The 12733-nt window shown below is 67.0% G+C and carries 20 protein-coding genes; 18 read left to right on the top strand and 2 right to left on the bottom strand.

Annotation, left to right across the window (positions count from 1 at the left end):
- Window positions 1-12 precede the first annotated feature (12 nt).
- Window positions 13-483: a hypothetical protein gene (locus ACP693_RS03395; protein WP_426018962.1), complete on the bottom strand. Its 471-nt coding sequence runs from the start codon at window positions 481-483 to the stop codon at window positions 13-15.
- A 593-nt stretch (window positions 484-1076) separates the two neighbouring features.
- Entirely contained in the window at window positions 1077-1757 is a 681-nt protein-coding gene (locus ACP693_RS03390) for a LexA family protein (RefSeq protein ID WP_426018964.1), read from the bottom strand.
- A 380-nt stretch (window positions 1758-2137) separates the two neighbouring features.
- On the opposite strand from ACP693_RS03390, the gene ACP693_RS03385 reads away from it, so the two are divergent.
- From ACP693_RS03385 to gpW, 18 genes are all read left to right on the top strand, one after another.
- The gene (locus ACP693_RS03385) at window positions 2138-2692 is read left to right on the top strand and encodes a hypothetical protein (RefSeq protein WP_426018967.1); all 555 of its coding nucleotides are present in this window, start codon (window positions 2138-2140) and stop codon (window positions 2690-2692) included.
- Window positions 2689-3156, top strand: coding sequence for a hypothetical protein (locus tag ACP693_RS03380; protein ID WP_426018969.1), 468 nt, complete (start codon window positions 2689-2691; stop codon window positions 3154-3156). Before ACP693_RS03385 ends, ACP693_RS03380 begins: the two co-directional genes overlap by 4 nt.
- The gene (locus ACP693_RS03375; protein ID WP_426018972.1) at window positions 3153-3386 is read left to right on the top strand and encodes a DUF6525 family protein; all 234 of its coding nucleotides are present in this window, start codon (window positions 3153-3155) and stop codon (window positions 3384-3386) included. The genes ACP693_RS03380 and ACP693_RS03375 overlap by 4 nt, the downstream gene beginning before the upstream one ends.
- Complete coding sequence (locus tag ACP693_RS03370; RefSeq protein WP_426018975.1) at window positions 3383-3835, top strand: hypothetical protein; 453 nt, start codon at window positions 3383-3385, stop codon at window positions 3833-3835. The genes ACP693_RS03375 and ACP693_RS03370 overlap by 4 nt, the downstream gene beginning before the upstream one ends.
- Window positions 3832-4233, top strand: a complete 402-nt coding sequence (locus ACP693_RS03365; RefSeq protein ID WP_426018977.1) for a hypothetical protein — start codon at window positions 3832-3834, stop codon at window positions 4231-4233. The genes ACP693_RS03370 and ACP693_RS03365 overlap by 4 nt, the downstream gene beginning before the upstream one ends.
- Entirely contained in the window at window positions 4230-4883 is a 654-nt protein-coding gene (locus ACP693_RS03360; protein WP_426018979.1) for a hypothetical protein, read from the top strand. The genes ACP693_RS03365 and ACP693_RS03360 overlap by 4 nt, the downstream gene beginning before the upstream one ends.
- Window positions 4880-5206, top strand: a complete 327-nt coding sequence (locus tag ACP693_RS03355; protein WP_426018981.1) for a hypothetical protein — start codon at window positions 4880-4882, stop codon at window positions 5204-5206. Before ACP693_RS03360 ends, ACP693_RS03355 begins: the two co-directional genes overlap by 4 nt.
- Window positions 5203-5550, top strand: coding sequence for a hypothetical protein (locus tag ACP693_RS03350; protein WP_426018984.1), 348 nt, complete (start codon window positions 5203-5205; stop codon window positions 5548-5550). Before ACP693_RS03355 ends, ACP693_RS03350 begins: the two co-directional genes overlap by 4 nt.
- Window positions 5551-5576: 26 nt before the next feature.
- Window positions 5577-5864: a hypothetical protein gene (locus tag ACP693_RS03345; RefSeq protein ID WP_426018987.1), complete on the top strand. Its 288-nt coding sequence runs from the start codon at window positions 5577-5579 to the stop codon at window positions 5862-5864.
- On the top strand, window positions 5857-6270 hold the full coding sequence (locus ACP693_RS03340; RefSeq protein ID WP_426018990.1) for a helix-turn-helix domain-containing protein: 414 nt from the start codon (window positions 5857-5859) through the stop codon (window positions 6268-6270). Before ACP693_RS03345 ends, ACP693_RS03340 begins: the two co-directional genes overlap by 8 nt.
- Window positions 6267-7361, top strand: a complete 1095-nt coding sequence (locus ACP693_RS03335) for a DNA-methyltransferase (RefSeq protein ID WP_426018993.1) — start codon at window positions 6267-6269, stop codon at window positions 7359-7361. Before ACP693_RS03340 ends, ACP693_RS03335 begins: the two co-directional genes overlap by 4 nt.
- Window positions 7358-7588 (top strand): hypothetical protein, encoded by a 231-nt coding sequence (locus ACP693_RS03330; RefSeq protein ID WP_426018996.1) that lies wholly within the window; start codon window positions 7358-7360, stop codon window positions 7586-7588. The genes ACP693_RS03335 and ACP693_RS03330 overlap by 4 nt, the downstream gene beginning before the upstream one ends.
- On the top strand, window positions 7585-7926 hold the full coding sequence (locus ACP693_RS03325) for a hypothetical protein (RefSeq protein ID WP_426018999.1): 342 nt from the start codon (window positions 7585-7587) through the stop codon (window positions 7924-7926). The genes ACP693_RS03330 and ACP693_RS03325 overlap by 4 nt, the downstream gene beginning before the upstream one ends.
- The gene (locus ACP693_RS03320) at window positions 7923-8900 is read left to right on the top strand and encodes a hypothetical protein (RefSeq protein ID WP_426019001.1); all 978 of its coding nucleotides are present in this window, start codon (window positions 7923-7925) and stop codon (window positions 8898-8900) included. The genes ACP693_RS03325 and ACP693_RS03320 overlap by 4 nt, the downstream gene beginning before the upstream one ends.
- Complete coding sequence (locus tag ACP693_RS03315) at window positions 8893-9690, top strand: hypothetical protein (RefSeq protein ID WP_426019004.1); 798 nt, start codon at window positions 8893-8895, stop codon at window positions 9688-9690. Before ACP693_RS03320 ends, ACP693_RS03315 begins: the two co-directional genes overlap by 8 nt.
- Before the next feature lie 211 nt (window positions 9691-9901).
- Window positions 9902-10495: a hypothetical protein gene (locus ACP693_RS03310; RefSeq protein WP_426019006.1), complete on the top strand. Its 594-nt coding sequence runs from the start codon at window positions 9902-9904 to the stop codon at window positions 10493-10495.
- Window positions 10492-12513, top strand: a complete 2022-nt coding sequence (locus tag ACP693_RS03305; RefSeq protein ID WP_426019009.1) for a terminase gpA endonuclease subunit — start codon at window positions 10492-10494, stop codon at window positions 12511-12513. Before ACP693_RS03310 ends, ACP693_RS03305 begins: the two co-directional genes overlap by 4 nt.
- Complete coding sequence (gene gpW / locus ACP693_RS03300) at window positions 12513-12725, top strand: gpW family head-tail joining protein (RefSeq protein WP_426019012.1); 213 nt, start codon at window positions 12513-12515, stop codon at window positions 12723-12725. The genes ACP693_RS03305 and gpW overlap by 1 nt, the downstream gene beginning before the upstream one ends.
- The last annotated feature ends 8 nt before the right edge of the window (window positions 12726-12733 follow it).

Raw genomic sequence — 12733 nt, 5'->3', positions numbered from 1 at the left:
TTCGGGGTCCGGTCAGGCGAAGGCGCGCAAGGCCAGGACGGCCGTCGCGATCAGGATGGCGAGAATGATGAAGCGGGCGCCGGTGTGGTTCGGTCGGGGATCCAGCGGGCCGCCGTTCGGCGGGCGGCGATCGGCCTCGTCCGCGACCTGGTCCAGGCGAAGGGCGGTGGACCAGCCTCCGGCGATGGCGTTGTCGGCGCGCAGGGTGTTGGCGACGTCGCGGGCCTCGGTCGGGGTCAGCAGTCGGTCGTAACCGGGCGTGACGACGGCGACGCGCATCTCGCGGGCGATGTTGCGGGTCGCGAGGATGCAGGGTTCGTGCAGGCCGGACGCCTCAAGCGCCAGGACGCAGTCGGCGACGCGATCAACGCCGGGGCGGATCGAGCGAGCGACCACGGCATCGACCCGATGCGCCAGGCGCTGGGTCGATCCGAAGGACAGGTGACGAACCGGGTTCGTCGGAAAGGGCAGAACGTTGGTCATGGCGCGGACGCTCCCGTGGGTGGGTGTCCGCACCGACCCGGCGGGATTGCCGGTGGCGCTAGGGTGACGCCTCGTCGGTGCGGACGAGGCAGACGCTCGCATTAATGCAAGTCGCCAGTCAAGAGCATTTATGCAAGTGGCTCGGCAGGGTCGTGCCCGTTAGGTTGGCGGTGGAGGCTCACACATGCTCGCAACCCTAGTTTTCGCCGCTGCGCTCACGACACAGGTCGCGGCTTCGCAACCAAGCGACAGGTTCGATTTATTGTGTGAGGGAGTCGTGACCTCAGACGGTGATCCTGCGGGGACGCCTGTTGTGCGCCGTATCAGAATCGACCTCGAAGCCGGCCGTTGGTGTGCGGACGATTGTAGCCGCACTGAAACTATCGCCGAGGCGTCTGCTGACGCTTTGGTGCTGGATAGGGACGGCCAGGCGCCGGGCGGCCCTGGACGCTACGCGCTGCAAACCGTTTCGCGCGTTACCGGAGCTTGGCGGTCCGACGTGAGCATGCGCCGACCAGTTTCGATGTGGGTAAAGGTCGCCGGGTCATGCCGAGCCGCAGCGTTCAGCGGGTTCCCTGCGGCTATGTTCTGACCTACCGCCGGCGGGGCCGGTAGCTACCGATGACCAAGGCAGCGACCTCGATTTCGATCGATGGATCCTCTTCCACGCCGTCAATAAGGCGCACTGGCTCACGCCAGCGGGGGTTCAGCGACCGAGGCCAGAACTCGAAGGCGCCGGCCTGGGTCCGCACGACCTCCTTGACCGTCCGCTCCATCTCGGCCCCGTTATTGCGGCGACGGACCAAGACGACGTGATCGCCGTGCTGGGGCGCATAGCCAAGGGCAAAGGCGTCCACGACGTGGATCAGCTCGCCGTCGCGATACTCACGATCCATTGAATCGCCGGACACACGTTCGAGCCACTGCGGGAAGCTGGCATAGGCGGGGTCGGGGGCGACTGTGCCCGAGCCATAGAAGACCTGGCTGTCAGATATCTCCTGCCAGTTGCCGGCGCCCACTTCGTATCGGATCGGCAAGAACTCAGCCCCCACCATTTGCGGTTCGGAGCTGTTGGTCTCGGGCGCCGATACGCCAATCGCGGACGCCAGCCGCGAGAGCGTGCGGCTGGAGGTGACGTACTGATAGTCTTCCTTGAGCGCGCGGTGGATCGTGGACTCCGCAACGCCCGCACGTTTAGCCCACTGCTTCACCGTAAGGCCGGTGTCAGTCAGTGTTTCCTGAAGCCAGGAGCGGATGGCGGCGGCTGTCGTCATGGGCTTGCATTGTTGCAAGTTCGAGCCTGTTTCGGCGACTTGCATTACTGCGCTTGACGACGCTTGCATTAATGCGTCACTTTGCGCGCCATGTCTCCAGAGATCGCCGACTTCGAGAACGAGTGCGCCGCCGCCGGCGTCACGCCCGCCGCTGCCGTCGAGGCTGGGGGGCTGAACCCTTCCACGTGGTTCAGGTGGCGCAACGGTGCCTCGTCTCCGAACCTTCGCAGCTTCTTGGCGGCACGTGAGGGTCTTCGGATTCTCGTTGGTCGTAATCATGGCGCGTCGCCCCTGTCGTCTAATGACGCGGTTGTGGCGCCGGGCGCGGATCGTGGCGCCGAGAAAAGCTTGGCCGTTTTCTCCCCAGCAGAGGATGCGGCATGAGCGCGGTCCTGGATTACGAAGCCATCTGCGCCCGCGACGGCGCGGCCTTCACCCTGCGCTTCCAGGGGGCGGACAAGGTCGTCGATGTGCGGATGACCGGGGCGGTCGTCGCGCGGCTGTTCACGCGATGGCTGTTCGGGCCGGATCGCGAAGGCGTGCTGGTTCTGCCGCTGTCACCCCTGGGTGAGCGTTGCACCTGGAAAGGCGGACCCGACGGCGATGAGGAGTTCGAGGGCGCGCCGGGCGGCGTCCAGATCCGTGTCGTCTCGCGTGACGACGACGTCGAGATAGAGATCGCCGGGCGACTTGGGCCCGAGGAACTGCACCTTGACCCCGCGTGTGCGGGGCTGGCCGATGGGCGGCCGACCGACGGGAAAGAGGGTGAACCTGACGGGTGTCCCGTCCGCGAGGCGGACGGCGATCACGACGTCGGTGTCGTGGGCGGCCATGACGATGTCTCCGAGATTGAGGGTCGTCGAGAGAAGGCTGAGTCGCCGCCCGCCGGAAGCCGCCATGCGCCCACCCTGCGCAATGCTGGGGGGATCGCATGAGCGAGGTCGCACCCAACCGCTGGCTGAAGCTGAAGACGAAGCTGCTGATCAAGGCGTGCGGCGGTCTGGAGGAGGCCTCGGCCGCCTGCGCGGCGTCTTGCCGGCCCTATTCCGTGCCGCACCTGTCGCGGTGCCAGCGGCCCGATACGCCCGACTTCCTGCCGATCGACATCGTGCTGTGCCTGCAAGACTACTGCGGCGAACCGCTCATCACGGCCGCCATGACCGAGGTCCGGCCGGCCGGTGACGTGGTCGGGTGCCTGCGAGACGAGGTGGCCGATGTCATCGAGCGCGGCGGCGACCTGTCCAAGGCGGTGCGGGCGGCGATGGCGGATGGTCAGGTCGATCCGCGCGAGGGCGCCGAGATCGGCGTGATGCTGGATGCATTCTTCGAGGAACTACACCAGGCGCGCGAGGCCCTGGCGGTCGCCATGCGGCCCAAGGGCGTGGGGTCGGCATCGTGAGCGACAACGGATTCCATACCGGCCTGGGCCTGTGCCCGACGACGCCGAACAAGGACATGGCCGCCTTTGACGACCTGCCGCCAATGGTGCGGGCGCGACTGCGGGAGGCCCCGGTCAAGGTGGCCAGCGAGCCGCTGCTGAAGTTCTGGCGCTCGGACATCGGCGACGCCACGGCGCGTCACGCGGCCCTGATCGACGGGCTGGATCAGAAGCTGGGGCAATACGCATGACGACGCGCGCGGATTTCGTGGACGCGGACTTCGTGATGTCCAAACGGGCGCTGCGGGCCAGCTGGGGCGCGATCTCGGCGATGACCGGGTGCCCGGAGATCGAGCTGAGGCGCAAGTTCGATACCGCCCTGCCGCCCCTGCCCGCACCCACCGTGATGGCGCTGTCGCCGCGACAGAAGGCGGAACAGGCCCTGATGAAGGGCGGGTTGCGGCGCGATACGGCGGTCATCGTCGCGCGCCTGTGGCAGGCCAATGGGGCGGTGATATCTGGTGACGACCTGGCGCGCGGCATCGCCGGAGGCGGGGCGGCCCAGGACGCCTGCAAGGCGGCGCGGGCCGAGGCCAAGGAACGGCTGGGTCTGGCCTTCCGACCCAAGGGGTTCGGCCTGACAACCGACGACCTGGTCGCGGTGTCGCGGATGATCGAAGCCTGGGAGTCCGATCAGTGAACCGGCGCCCCGGCAAATCGCAGGCGCGACCGGCTGGGGTGAAGAGCCGGGCCGATTGGCGCGGTCTGGTCGAGCTGGCCAAGGCCTGCGCCGACGATGCGGCCGAAGAGACGTGCGGGCAGGATGCGGAGTTGCGGCTGGCCAGCTTGGGCAACCGGGTCAACGCCGCCTCGACCGAGGTGTTTGCACGCGAGGCTGGAGCGGCGACCACGGATGCGGCGAAGGCCTTTGTCCTGACCGCCAAGGCCTTTGCCCGGCGCGAGACGCCCGGCGAGGTGCGGCGTCGTCTGGCGGCCTCGGTCGCGGGCCTTTCGATGTTTTTGGATCAGCAGCTGACCGGCCTGGCGGACCGGGATTTTCGTCAGGCCCATCGCGGCCGACCGGAGGTGTGGGGATGACAGAGAAGATGACGGCCGCCCATGTGGCGCTCGCGATCGTGGCGGCGTGCCGGATGACGAGGACCGATCCGCAGGGCGTGTTCGGCCCGGCGCACGGCAACAAGCGGGTGCGGTTGATCGCGGCGGCGGGGTTGATGACCGCGCTGAGGCTGAAACCGCGCGATGTCGCCGGCGTCTTCCAGGTCGAGGCGACGCGCCTGGCCCCGTCGATGCTGCGCAGCGCGGACATCGGGACGGACGGGCTGCTGACCATCGCAGAGGCCCTGCGGACCGGCGGCCTGCTGGAGGACGAGCGCCCACAGCAAAAGGCGGCGGGCGCGGATGCGTCGGCGCGTAAGCCCTCGCCGGTTCAGGCGCGCCCGGATCGCCCGGCTGATCCGCCGCCAGCGCCGAAACCGCCGCCCCTCGTCCCGCCCCGACCCCGCGACATCGAGCGACCCCGGCCGGTCGCGACAAACCCGGTTCGTGGGCGGACGGCAAAGGGGACGTCGGCGGTCGAGACGCTGAAGGCGGTCAACGCCAACATCGTGCGCTGGTCCCGGATCTACATCGCGCGCGGCGTGTCGGTCGCGGATCTGGCGGACCTGTTCGGCGTCGATATTGAGGCCCTGTCGGATCGCCTGAAGCCCGAACTAGCGAGGGCGGCATGAGCGATCTCGAGAATGCGCACCGGCGGGCGCTGAACGAAGCGCATGAGGCCACGCAAACATACTCCGATTATTGGCGGGGATGCTTGGGTCCGTATCTGCGTGGTCAGCCGGAAGAGCGAACGCATCAGTCAATCGCTCAATGGCTGTCGGACTGCACATCGAACTTGATCTGCGATGTGGACGACGCACGAAAGATCATGGCCGCTTTCGAGAAGTGGAAAGCTGACGCGCAAGTCGCTCGGACCATTGGCGTGCCGGAGCCTTCGTTCACCGCCTACGTCTCCGTCCTAAAATCGACTGACGACGGGCAGGCCGAGCCATGACCGCCGACACTGTCGAATTCCCCGCTCGCCCGGCGGGCGAGCCTGTCGGCATGCGTCGCGTCGCGGCCGTGGGCGACATTGTCGTCTTCTGCCTGAACGCCGTGATCGGTCTGTGGGCGGCCTGGCCCGTCGCCATCGTCGACGATGACGGCGTGGTGCTGGGCGTCACCAGCCGGGCCGGCAAAATGTTCGGCGTCGATCGGATGAACTGCTCGCGCGACGTCCTGGCCTTCCGCGCGGCCGATCATGATCCCGAGGCCTTCGCCGCCCTGCGCTGGCGGACCTGGATGGATCAGTGCGATGCGCTGATCGCCTTCGCCGAGATCGCGACGGTGACGCCGTGACGGAGCGGAAAGCGCCTCGATCGCGCATGACACCGGCATCGCCCGGTGATCTGGTGGTCCTTCAGATTCAGGGCACGTCCGGTTGGACGGTCCTGTCGGTTGCGGAGGTCGATGAGGACGGCGCGATTACCGCCGTGTTCGACGTGGATGGCCGCATGGTCGCCATCTACCGGATGACCGACAGCCTCTCGTCATGGTTCGTCTGCGGCGCAGCGCGCTTGCGAGAGGGCGCGCACGCCGAACTCCAAGGTCTGACCTCGACCGACATGGCCGACATCAAGGCGGCGTTTCGGGAGCGAGCGGCCGATGTGTGATCGCTGCGGCGTGCTGGCGGCCGAGAACGCGCGGCTGAAGGATGAGCTGACAGAGTGGCGGCGACAGGCCGAGGATGACGGCAAGCTAAGCGACGACCAGGAAGTGGATGTGCGGTGGCGGCGGTCTCTTCGTGCGCGCCCTGGTGTAGCGAGGTTGGCGCGCCTGATGGTTCGTCGGGCCGGTCAGATCGTGACGCCGGATGCCGTTGTTCGCGCCGTCAGCCCCGATCCAGACTCGATCGCTGACAGCAGCCGAACCTCAGGTGTAGCCATCTGCCAGCTGCGCGCCGCGCTCAGGTCGCGCGGCCTGGATGGATCTATCGACACGATCTGGGGTGTCGGTTGGCGGATGCCGCGTCCGAGCGCAGACCGGCTGGACCAGTTCGTCCTGGAGGCCTCGGCATGAGCGGCCATGTGGTCTGCGGCGACAGTCGCCAGGTGCTGCGCGAGCTGGCGCCGGACTCGCTGGATGGGTGCGCCTGCGACCCGCCCTATGCCTTGGTCAGCATCGGCAAGCGGTTCGGGGCGAACGACGCGGCGCCCGCCAAACTCGGCGCGAGCGGTGCCTATGCTCGCGCCTCGGCCGGGTTCATGGGGCAGCAATGGGACACCGGCGAGACGGCGTTCGATCCCGGCTTTTGGGCCGAGGTGCTGCGGGTGCTGAAGCCGGGGGCGCATATCGTCGCGTTCGGCGGGACGCGGACCTATCACCGACTGGTCTGCGCGATCGAGGATGCCGGGTTCGAGATCCGCGACCAGTTGGCGTGGATCTATGGCTCGGGCTTCCCGAAGTCACACAATCAGCGAGGGCCGTGGGAAGGCTGGGGGTCTGCCCTGAAGCCTGCCTTCGAACCCATCGTCCTGGCCCGTAAGCCGCTGGACGGGACGCTGGCGCAGAACCTGAGGCGATGGGGCGTCGGGGCGCTGCATATCGATGCGTGCCGGGTGGGATTTGGCGATGGCGGCGCGCGGGCGGGTGAGGCCTCGGCCGGGCGGCGCTATGATCAGCAGGGTTCGACGAACTTCGCGGCGACGCCCGGTCCGCGCGGCGGTGATGCGCGCGGGCGTTGGCCGGCGAACGTGCTGCATGACGGATCGGACGAGGTCGTGGTGGCCTTTCCGCATTCGCCGGGCCAGCTGGCCGGTCTGTCCGGCGATGAGCCGAGCGATATGACGGATCAGATCTACGGCAAGTTCGCAGGGCGGCGGGCCTCGATTCCGCGCGGCGACGCTGGGTCGGCGTCGCGGTTCTTTTACTGCGCCAAGGCGTCGAAGGCGGAGCGGATGGGCTCGGGACATCCGACCGTGAAGCCCATCGCCGTCATGCGCTGGCTGCTGCGACTGATCGCGCGGCCGGGTGCGCTGATCCTCGACCCGTTTGCGGGATCCGGGACCACGGGCGTCGCGGCCTTGGCCGAAGGTCAGAGGACGTTCCTGATCGAGCGCGAGGCGCGGTTCTGCGCCGACATCGATCGCCGGTTGAGGGCTGCAGCATGACGCGTGACCTGTTCGGCGAGACGCCTCGGCCGCAGCCGAAGGCCGGCGAGATCGCGCTGGCGATGGTGCTGCACGACCAGACCGACAAGGCCTGGCTGCTGGCCGAGAGCAACGACAAGCGAGAGGCGCAGTGGGCGCCGAAGTCACAGGCGAAACGCGGCGAGGGCCGCGACGAGAACATCTGGACCATGCCGACCTGGCTGGCTCAGGAACGGGGGTGGATGTGAGTAGGATTGGGGAGGCCGGCGCGTTCGAGGCGGCCTTGAACCTGTTGCGTGAGCAGCTGAGAGCGGTGGCGGACGTGCGCCGCCAAGTCGCCAGCGATGAGGTGCTGAGGGCCGAAGACCCGAAACATCAGCATGCCCTGATGGTCCAGACGCTGAGCGAGATGGGGCAGCTGGGGCGGGCGATCAGCACGCTGGAAGCCGTGGATGCCGGGCGGATCGTGGTCGCGCCTGAGATCGTGCTGCGGCCCCGCGTGGCGGCGGCGGACCTGCCTCCGATGGAGCGGACCAGCGCCCTTGCCCTGAAGACGCCCAGCGCGCCGCTGGGGGCCTTGTCATGAGTGACGTGGCGGTGACGTGGGCCAAGGCGCAGGAATGCGTCGATGAGGCCGGGCGCAAGGATCGCAACGCCAAACAGACGCTGGTGCATCTGGCGTCCTACGTCGATGCGCTGGGCGTGGGCTGGGCGTCCGTGCCGGTCCTGGCCATGGAGATGGACGTGTCGGAGCGGTCGGTCCAGCGCGGCCTGAGGGCGCTTGAAGGCATGAGCCTGATCAAGGCGACCGGCGACAAGAAGAACCTGGAGGGGCGGCTCTACCCCTATTATCAGCTGCCGCTTGAGACGGGTCACGCCAGCACCGCGCGCCGCCGCAAGGCCGAACGGGCCGCCGCGCGGGGTGACAGGGTGTCACCCCAAGAGGGCGAAAATCCGGGGTCGCGGGGTGACAGGGTGTCACCCCAAGATGTCGCATCTGTCACCCCGTGGGGTGACACGGGTGTCACCCAAATAGGGAAGGGAATTACTCAAGGGTTTAAACCCTCCGCGAGCGTGCGTGCGAGCGAGGCCGCTGGGAAGGCTTGGGCGATGAAGGCGCCGGAACGGGTCGCTCCGCCACGGGTCGAGGCGTCGTGGCTCAACGCCGTCGAGCGCAGCCGTGAGAGCGACGACCGGCTGCTGAGCGCGGTCCGGGCCTGCGTCGCCCGTGATCCCGACTTCGGCCGGGGCAAGGCGATGAACCTGGACCGCTGGCTGGACGAGGATCGGTTCATGCCATGGCTGCCGGACGACGGGGCGTTGGCCCAGGCGCCGGTCGTCTCGGGCTGGGCGGGACCGGCGCATGTCCGGGCCGCCGTGCTGGACGCGATGGGCGAGGCGGGCGTGGCCAGCTACCTCAATCACGCGCGCTGGGACGATGGGCCCGGCGCAGTCGTCGCCGCCACGAAGATCGGGGCGCAACGGCTGACGGACGGGGCGGGTTCGGTGCTGAAGGCGCTGGGCGTATCGGTGATCGCGAAGGGGACGGCGCATGGGTAAGGCGGCGGTGGCGATGCGTCTGAGCGCCGATCAGATGGCGAAGATCGAGGCCGGTCAGGCGCGGCGGGTCGCGGCGCCGGTCGAGGTGGTGGTGTCGGGCGTGGCCTTGCGGCCTTCGCAACGGGACGCCCTGGTCGAGGCGGAACGGTTGGCGGGCGGCGGGCTGGCCGAGCGGCGCAAGGCGGCCTCGCTGGTGCGTCTGGTCGAGGGGCAGTTGAAGGCGGCGCGCGAGGGGGCGGCCGTCGAGGCGGCGATTGAGGACACGCTGCTGCGGGCCGAGATGCGCGGCGAGGTGTTCGAGATCGAGACCGTTGATGTCGGCGCGTTCCGTCGTGATGACAACGGCGGGCTGGCGCGGGTCAAGGGTCAGCCGGTGCTGGACGTCCAGACCGTGCGGCGTGCGCGTCGGGTCGATGGGATCGCCAGCCTCTATCGGGCCGGGCACCTCGACGATGACCAGGTGCGGATCGCGGACGAGTATCGCCAGCTGGTCGAAGAGGCCCGGCCTCCGGTCGGGGTGGCGACGATCGAGCCTCGGGTTGGGAAGGCCTGGGCTGATCCCGAGGCTCCGATGGCGGCGGCGATCGAACGGGGCATGGCTGGGGCGCTGCTGTCGAAGATGCATGGTGCGATGACCAAACGTCAGGCCGCCGTGCTTCAGGCCGTCGCCGGTCGAGGCAGCAGCTTGCGGGGACTTGCGGCGGGCGGAAAGCAATGGCAGGCGAATCGGTCGCTGCTGATCGCCGCACTTACAGTTTGCGAGAAAGTTCGACGCGTCGAGAAAATGTAGGTTGGCGCCGGTACACGCTAAGTGCATCCGTTCCCTCACTTCCAGAGGTGCGACCCCAGCCCGCCCGGCTCTGCCGAGGCGGGTTTCTCATGGCCGCCCAACTTCACGGGTCCTTCCCCCGTCCCCTACGCAATACGGTCGGGCTGGGCGTGTAATCTTTTTAGTGAACCGGTTTACAAAAACGGTTGACGGTTGACGGGGTGGTTGACGCATGAGGCGATCCCAGTTCGCCGCGTTGATCGGCGTCTCCAAACAGCAAGTCGGCAAGTATGTTTCAGACGGCACCGTCCTGCTGGACGGCGCTGACGTTGACGTTGAAGAAAGTCTCGCGCGTCTTGAGGGTCGCCTAGACGAAACGAAACGTCAGCGCGCTTTGGCCATGTGGAGCGGTCGGTCGACGTCGGCGCCTCGTTCTGCCACGTCTGGCGCGCCTGGCGCGCCGGCAAAGGCGCTCTCAGGTAAAGCGCGGCACGACGAAGCCCGCGCGGAACTGGCTGAGTTGGAGTTGGCCCAACGCAAAGGCGAACTGCTGGAAACGGCCGACGTCGAGGCGAAGGCAGATGAGGCCGTCCAGGCCCTGCGGGAGACGATGGCCGCCGGGCGGCGGGAGGATGCCGATCAGATCTGCGCCAAGTTCGGCATCCCAGCGGAACGAGCGACCGCTCTGGCTCGCGAACTCAACACGCGCGACGAAAGAGCACTTGGTCGATTTGCGAGAGCGATGGCGGTTCTGGCGTTCGACGAGGGTGTCGCTGATGTCGAAACAAACCCGGTTCGCCCGGAGGCCGAGGGCGTCGCGGCATGAGCCGCTTTGGACTGGCCTCGGCCGCCGCCGTTATCTTTGGTGCGATCGCAGCGGCTGCAAAGCCAGCGCCCAGCCGACGCGTGGCGGAATGGGCTGACCAGGACCGCTGGGTCGCTGCGGAATCGGGATCGTCCCGGCCTGGCAAATGGATGAACGCCACTACGCCTTACGGCGTGGAGATGATGGAGTGTTTGGACAACGACTATCCGGCCCGGCGAGTGATCGTCAGCGCCGGCGCCCAGCTGATAAAATCAGAGTTGTTCCTGAACTGGGCTGGCCAGACGATCTGCGACGACCCGGCGCCCATGATGCTGGTGCTGCCGAGCCTGGATGAGCTTCGGAACTGGAATTCGACGAAGTGGCAACCGACGCTCGACGCAACGCCGGCGCTTAAACGTCGCGTGTTCGAGCGGGTCGAGCGGTCGCGTGCTGGATCGACGACCAACTTCAAGGCCTTTCGCGGCGGCTTCCTTATGGTCACGACGGCCATGTCGTCGAAAGGTCTTCAGGGACGCTCGGTTAAACGTCTCGCTTGCGACGAGGTATCGGAGTTCCCCCTAGACACGGGTGGACGCGGCGACCCTATAAAACAGGCCGAGACGCGTGGAGATGGGCACGACGATTTCAAGGCGTTGTACACATCGACGCCCAAGGAACTGCCGGGGTGCCGCATCACGAAGATGCTGCATGCCGGCGATCACCGCATCTACTACGTGGACTGTCCGCATTGCGGGGACGCTCAGCAGCTCGTCTTCGAACAATTGCAGGCACCAACGGCCGAAAATCCCCGCGTCGCCTACGGGTGCCTGGCGTGCGGTTCAGACATTGACGAGATCCACAAGCCGGCGATGCTGGCCGGGGGCCGGTGGATCAAGACCTACACATCTGAGGATCCGGCAAACCCGGCTCCGCCCCTGCATTTCCCCGCCGATCAGATCGCACGATGGCGCGCTCGTAGCTCCGAAGGTCGCGATCCAAGCTTCCACCTTTGGCAGGCCTACTCTCCGTTCAAGTCCTGGAGCGTGCTGTGGGGAGAATATGTCGAAGCCTCAAAGGATGACGCTGACCTCAAGGTCTTCTGGCAACAGAAGCTGGGCAGGGCTTGGGATCCTGCGACGGACGCCCCTGACGAGCAGAAGTTGTTTGAAGCCCGAGGCCGCTTCGTCCAGCGCGGCGTCGTACCGGCCTGGGCGTGCGAACTGGTGCTGGCCGTCGATAACCAGGGCGATCGGATCGAGTGGGATGGCTATGCGATGGGGCCGGATCTCTCAATGGCTCGCTTCGATTGGGGGGTGATTGAGCACGATCCTCTGACGGCGGAGGCGTGGGCCAGTTTGGCGGAGGTCGTCGGCCGCCGCTATCCTGGTGAGGTCACCATTCCGCTGGGCTGGGACATGGTCGGCGTCGATCTGGGTGGCAAAAAGGGCACGACCGAGCGGGTATATCGCTTCGTCCGCGCTCGGCCGAACGTTGTCGCGGTCAAGGGATCCTCCAATCCCGACGAGGTGCCGCTAAGGAAGGGCAAGCGTCGGGTTTTGCGCCTGAAGGATGGCTCCACACTTACGATCGAGCCGCATCTGATTGGTGGCCATGGTCTGAAGCTGGATATCTACTCGATGCTTCAGACCAGTCTCGAAGCGGAGAAAGAACGGTTGCCGGGCGGCCTGTATAACCCGGCCGACGCCACGCTAGAGGACTTCAAGCAGTACACCGCAGAAGTCTATCGCAAGCCGACCACGCAGCGTGCTGGCGCGGTGGGTCACTGGGACAAGCTTCCGGGCCGGTCTAACGAGCGTCTCGACAACGCGATCTATGCGCGCGGGATGTTCTGGTCGCGGGGCGCCTATACCCGGACAGAAGACGAATGGCGTGCGCTTTTTGAGGCGCGAGCGGAGCGACCGGAATCGGTGTTGCCCCTGTTCGACGCGGTCGAGATCCCGATGGTGACGCCGGCTGAACCGGCCTCGAACCCCGGACCGACTAAAAACGCCTGGCATTCAAGCCGAAGGAAGCTGTGATGGCTCTATCGATTGAAGAACAAGCCGAGTTGGGCCGCCTTCGCATCGTCAGAATGCGTCTGATCTCCGGCGAGAACGTCGCGAAGATCACGTCCAATGGGCGCTCGGTCGAATACAGCCAGGCCAGCCTGCCGAAACTTGAAGAGATCATATCTGGCCTGGAGCGTCGCGCGGGTCGCCGCCGTGGCGGCGCCATCGGCTTCCGCTTGTAGGAGCGTCT

It is taken from the genome of Brevundimonas sp. TWP1-3 (assembly GCF_049896085.1).
Lineage (GTDB): Bacteria > Pseudomonadota > Alphaproteobacteria > Caulobacterales > Caulobacteraceae > Brevundimonas.
The sequence above is the reverse complement of the archived record's forward strand: the minus strand, read 5'-3'. Positions and strand labels throughout refer to the sequence as shown.

Bases quoted from the DNA above. Each gene is read 5' to 3' on its own strand.
- ACP693_RS03340 (WP_426018990.1), top strand. From the start codon at position 5,857: ATGTGTGATCGCTGCGGCGTGCTGGCGGCCGAGAACGCGCGGCTGAAG.
- ACP693_RS03310 (WP_426019006.1), top strand. From the start codon at position 9,902: ATGAGGCGATCCCAGTTCGCCGCGTTGATCGGCGTCTCCAAACAGCAA.
- ACP693_RS03330 (WP_426018996.1), top strand. From the start codon at position 7,358: ATGACGCGTGACCTGTTCGGCGAGACGCCTCGGCCGCAGCCGAAGGCC.
- ACP693_RS03355 (WP_426018981.1), top strand. From the start codon at position 4,880: ATGAGCGATCTCGAGAATGCGCACCGGCGGGCGCTGAACGAAGCGCAT.
- ACP693_RS03345 (WP_426018987.1), top strand. From the start codon at position 5,577: ATGACACCGGCATCGCCCGGTGATCTGGTGGTCCTTCAGATTCAGGGC.
- gpW (WP_426019012.1), top strand. From the start codon at position 12,513: ATGGCTCTATCGATTGAAGAACAAGCCGAGTTGGGCCGCCTTCGCATC.
- ACP693_RS03350 (WP_426018984.1), top strand. From the start codon at position 5,203: ATGACCGCCGACACTGTCGAATTCCCCGCTCGCCCGGCGGGCGAGCCT.
- ACP693_RS03390 (WP_426018964.1), bottom strand. From the start codon at position 1,757: ATGACGACAGCCGCCGCCATCCGCTCCTGGCTTCAGGAAACACTGACT.
- ACP693_RS03360 (WP_426018979.1), top strand. From the start codon at position 4,230: ATGACAGAGAAGATGACGGCCGCCCATGTGGCGCTCGCGATCGTGGCG.
- ACP693_RS03385 (WP_426018967.1), top strand. From the start codon at position 2,138: ATGAGCGCGGTCCTGGATTACGAAGCCATCTGCGCCCGCGACGGCGCG.
- ACP693_RS03320 (WP_426019001.1), top strand. From the start codon at position 7,923: ATGAGTGACGTGGCGGTGACGTGGGCCAAGGCGCAGGAATGCGTCGAT.
- ACP693_RS03380 (WP_426018969.1), top strand. From the start codon at position 2,689: ATGAGCGAGGTCGCACCCAACCGCTGGCTGAAGCTGAAGACGAAGCTG.
- ACP693_RS03395 (WP_426018962.1), bottom strand. From the start codon at position 483: ATGACCAACGTTCTGCCCTTTCCGACGAACCCGGTTCGTCACCTGTCC.
- ACP693_RS03305 (WP_426019009.1), top strand. From the start codon at position 10,492: ATGAGCCGCTTTGGACTGGCCTCGGCCGCCGCCGTTATCTTTGGTGCG.
- ACP693_RS03315 (WP_426019004.1), top strand. From the start codon at position 8,893: ATGGGTAAGGCGGCGGTGGCGATGCGTCTGAGCGCCGATCAGATGGCG.
- ACP693_RS03335 (WP_426018993.1), top strand. From the start codon at position 6,267: ATGAGCGGCCATGTGGTCTGCGGCGACAGTCGCCAGGTGCTGCGCGAG.
- ACP693_RS03370 (WP_426018975.1), top strand. From the start codon at position 3,383: ATGACGACGCGCGCGGATTTCGTGGACGCGGACTTCGTGATGTCCAAA.